Annotated in this window: 4 protein-coding genes; 3 read left to right on the top strand and 1 reads right to left on the bottom strand. The window is 70.4% G+C overall.

Annotated features, from left to right (window positions below):
* Window positions 1-121: 121 nt before the first annotated feature.
* Together EFK10_RS46135 and EFK10_RS46130 are read left to right on the top strand one after the other, a co-directional pair.
* Window positions 122-577 carry a hypothetical protein gene (locus EFK10_RS46135; protein WP_127361597.1) on the top strand — a complete coding sequence of 152 codons (456 nt, stop codon included), beginning with the start codon at window positions 122-124 and terminating at the stop codon, window positions 575-577.
* Between the two features lies 1 nt (window position 578).
* A complete protein-coding gene (locus EFK10_RS46130) occupies window positions 579-1,670 on the top strand; it encodes a hypothetical protein (RefSeq protein WP_127361596.1) in 1,092 nt (363 codons plus the stop codon).
* A gap of 55 nt (window positions 1,671-1,725) precedes the next feature.
* Here the strand turns inward: EFK10_RS46130 and EFK10_RS46125 are convergent, their stop codons facing one another.
* On the bottom strand, window positions 1,726-2,085 hold the full coding sequence (locus EFK10_RS46125; protein ID WP_127361595.1) for a hypothetical protein: 360 nt from the start codon (window positions 2,083-2,085) through the stop codon (window positions 1,726-1,728).
* 29 nt (window positions 2,086-2,114) lie between these two features.
* Between EFK10_RS46125 and EFK10_RS46120 the strand changes: the two genes are divergently transcribed.
* On the top strand, window positions 2,115-2,858 hold the full coding sequence (locus EFK10_RS46120) for a hypothetical protein (protein WP_127361594.1): 744 nt from the start codon (window positions 2,115-2,117) through the stop codon (window positions 2,856-2,858).
* The last annotated feature ends 93 nt before the right edge of the window (window positions 2,859-2,951 follow it).

Below are 2,951 nucleotides of genomic sequence, written 5' to 3'. Positions count from 1 at the left end.
ACGCGCGGGCCGAGCACGCCCGCCATCTGGCCCGCTGCCAGCGCGAGCAGGCACACCAGGACACCTACCTCCAGGCGGCCTGACGATCACGGAAAGTCGCCGTCAGCCCGCCGAAGGACTTATGAATCGCTGCAGTAGGGACCGGCAGATCTACACCGCGTCGCCGAGCGCCGACCAGAACTGGACGGGCAACGCCAAGGGCACGTACGTGTCGTACCCGCCGGCGGCCCGCTGGACGATCGGCGTGCCCGTGTGGGCGGTCCGCGCCCGGATCGTGTTCAACCTGGCCGCGATGCAGGTCATCAACGGCGCCGTGTGGGGGCACGCCGCGTTCAAGCTCGGCACCGTCCAGGGGCAGGGCATCACCTTCGACACCGGCCCGTTCACCACCGGCGACCGGTCCCAGCGGATGAACGTGATCTCCGCCGACACGATCGCCGTTCCTGCGGCGATGCGCGGCACCCCTGCGCTGCTGCAGTCGATGGTGGCGCTGGACAATGCCGCCGCCGGATACCTCCAGGCGGACGCCGCCACGACCGCGATCGCGGACGTGGAGTTCGAGGAGGGCGTGTTCTGACGTGCCCCACTCCTACCGCTACCTGACGTGTGACGCGATCAGCGGGAACGTCCTGGCCTGGGACCTGCCGCTGACGGGTGTCTCCTATGGTCCGGAGCTGAGCGGGCCTGGGGCGCTGCAGGCGACGCTGGAGCCCCACCTGGCGCACGTCCTGCCCAGCATGGTCGACCCCGGCAACACGCTCATCTTCGCCGAGCGGGACTCCAAGCTGATGTGGGGCGGCCTGATCTGGCGGGCCGAGCCGGAGGGCGGCAAGTACCCGATCGAGGCTGCCGGGTTCGGGTCGTATCTGGCGCGCCGCCACGACGTCCACGGCAACCTCAACAAGCGGGGCCCGTACACCTACGGCGACCCGTGCAAGCTGATCCGGGACGTGTGGGCGTACTGCCAGGAGCAGGCCGACGGGGACCTGGGCGTGGTCGTCGACGGCACCACCTCCAAGGCGAAGATCGGCATCCCCGCCGAGCCTTACGCCTCCACCTGGTGGGAGACCCGCACCCTGGCCGACCTCGTCGCGGACGCGGTCGCCGCCGACGGCGGCCCGGAGTGGACCGAGCAGGTCGACTGGGTGGACGGCAAGCCGCAGCGCAGGTTTCGTATCGGCTGGCCTCGCCTGGGCACCCGCCGCATGGATGTGTCTTTCACCAGCGGGGTGAACGTCGCCTCCCTGGAGCCGGTCACTTACGACGGCGACACGTACGCGCAGGTCGTCGTCGCTTTGGGCTCGGGGGAGGGGCGGGCCCGGCTGCGCGCGATCGACGCGGTCCGTGACGGGCGGTTGCGCCTGGAGGAGGTCATGGACCTGCCCGCGGTCAAGGGCCAGGACCAGCTGGCGGCGAAGGCCCGCACCGAGCGGATCGCCCGACAGATACGCGGCGACATCAGCCAGGTCGACATCATCGACCACCCCGCGGCCCGCTTCGGGTCGTTCCAGGTGGGCGACGACGTGCGGGTGCAGGTCCACGACGAGTGGACTGACTACGAAGGTTGGGCGCGGGTGACCGGCTGGTCGCTCACGCCGGCGCAGGGGGACCAGCAGGAGCGCATGACGGTGAGCCTGGCTCGCGCCGACTCCTTCATCTACGGAGGCTGAACCCTTTGGCTGACACCCTCACTCTTCTGGCGGGCAGGATCGCCGCCCTGGAGCGTCAGGTGCGGGACCTGTCGCGTACCAGCCGCCTGGCGAACTCCTCGATCGAGAACGGCGCTATCGCCGTCTTCGACGACGGCGGCACGCTGCGCGGCAGCATCGGCGTGCAGCAGGACGGCACGGTGGCGTTGGCGGCCGTCAACGGCCCCACCCCGCCTGTGCCGTCCGCGCCGGTGGTCGCCTCCGTCCTCGGCGGTGTCGCCGTGTCCTGGGGCGGTGCGTTCGCTGACGGCAGCCAGGCCCCGGCCGACTTCGCCTCTGTCGAGGTCCACTTCTCCACCGCGGCGGACTTCGCCGACGACCGCCCCCTGTTCTCCACGTTCCACTCCACCGCCGGCGGCAGCATGACGGTGCCCACAGACGGGCCGGTGTGGGTGCGCCTGGTGTGTGTCGACCTCGGGCGTGGCGTCCGCGCCGTCGGCCGTGGCGGGCCCGGCCGGGCCGCAGCCGGTTGTCGCCGACGCCGTGCTGGCCGGCATCGTCGACGAGCTGGCTCTCGCCGACGGCGCGGTCACCGCCGCGAAGATCGATACGGGGGCGGTCGGCAGCGTCGCGCTCGCGGATGGGGCGGTCCTGGCGGAGAAGCTGGGTGCGGCTGCGGTCACGGTCGGCAAGCTCGCCGATGGGGCCGTGACCGAACTCAAGCTCGCTGACGACGCGGTCACGGCCGCCAAGTTGGCCACCAACGCCGTGGATTCCACCGCGCTCCAGGCCGGGGCGGTGATGGAGGACAAGTTGCACGACCTGGCCGTGTCCCTGGCGAAGATCCAGGACAACGCGGTCGGGGCCGGGAAGATCGCGGCCGATGCGGTCACGGCACGGGAGATCCTGGCCGGTTCGGTCACCGCCAGCGAGCTCGCGGCAGGCGCGGTCACCACCGACAAGCTGACCGTCTCCGGTGGCGCGAACCTGTTGAGTGACCCGAGCTTTGAGGGCCCGTACACGGCGGCGCTCGTGGCTGGCAGCCCGTGGTGGTCGATCGCCGGCACGGGCAACGGGTCAGCCAAGTCCTTGAAGGTCGATGCGACTGCTGCCAGTGCGACAACCCGGGATATGCAGCTGACCACTGTCCCGGTCTTGCCTGGCGACCAGCTCTACGTGGCGTACGACTACCAGGCGTCCAGTAACTGAGGAAGTTTCATCGTGATTCGTGCAGGTCACCGGGTCTGGTGTGTCGAGTCGTTGGGGTGCTCGCACAGCTCATCACGGTGATCGTGGCGGGGA

This window comes from Streptomyces soli, from assembly GCF_003999195.1.
Lineage (GTDB): Bacteria > Actinomycetota > Actinomycetes > Streptomycetales > Streptomycetaceae > Actinacidiphila > Actinacidiphila soli.
This window is presented reverse-complemented; position numbering and strand designations above follow the sequence as displayed.

Excerpts from the sequence above, each read along its gene's own strand:
- EFK10_RS46135 (WP_127361597.1), top strand. The coding sequence starts at position 122 with ATGAATCGCTGCAGTAGGGACCGGCAGATCTACACCGCGTCGCCGAGC.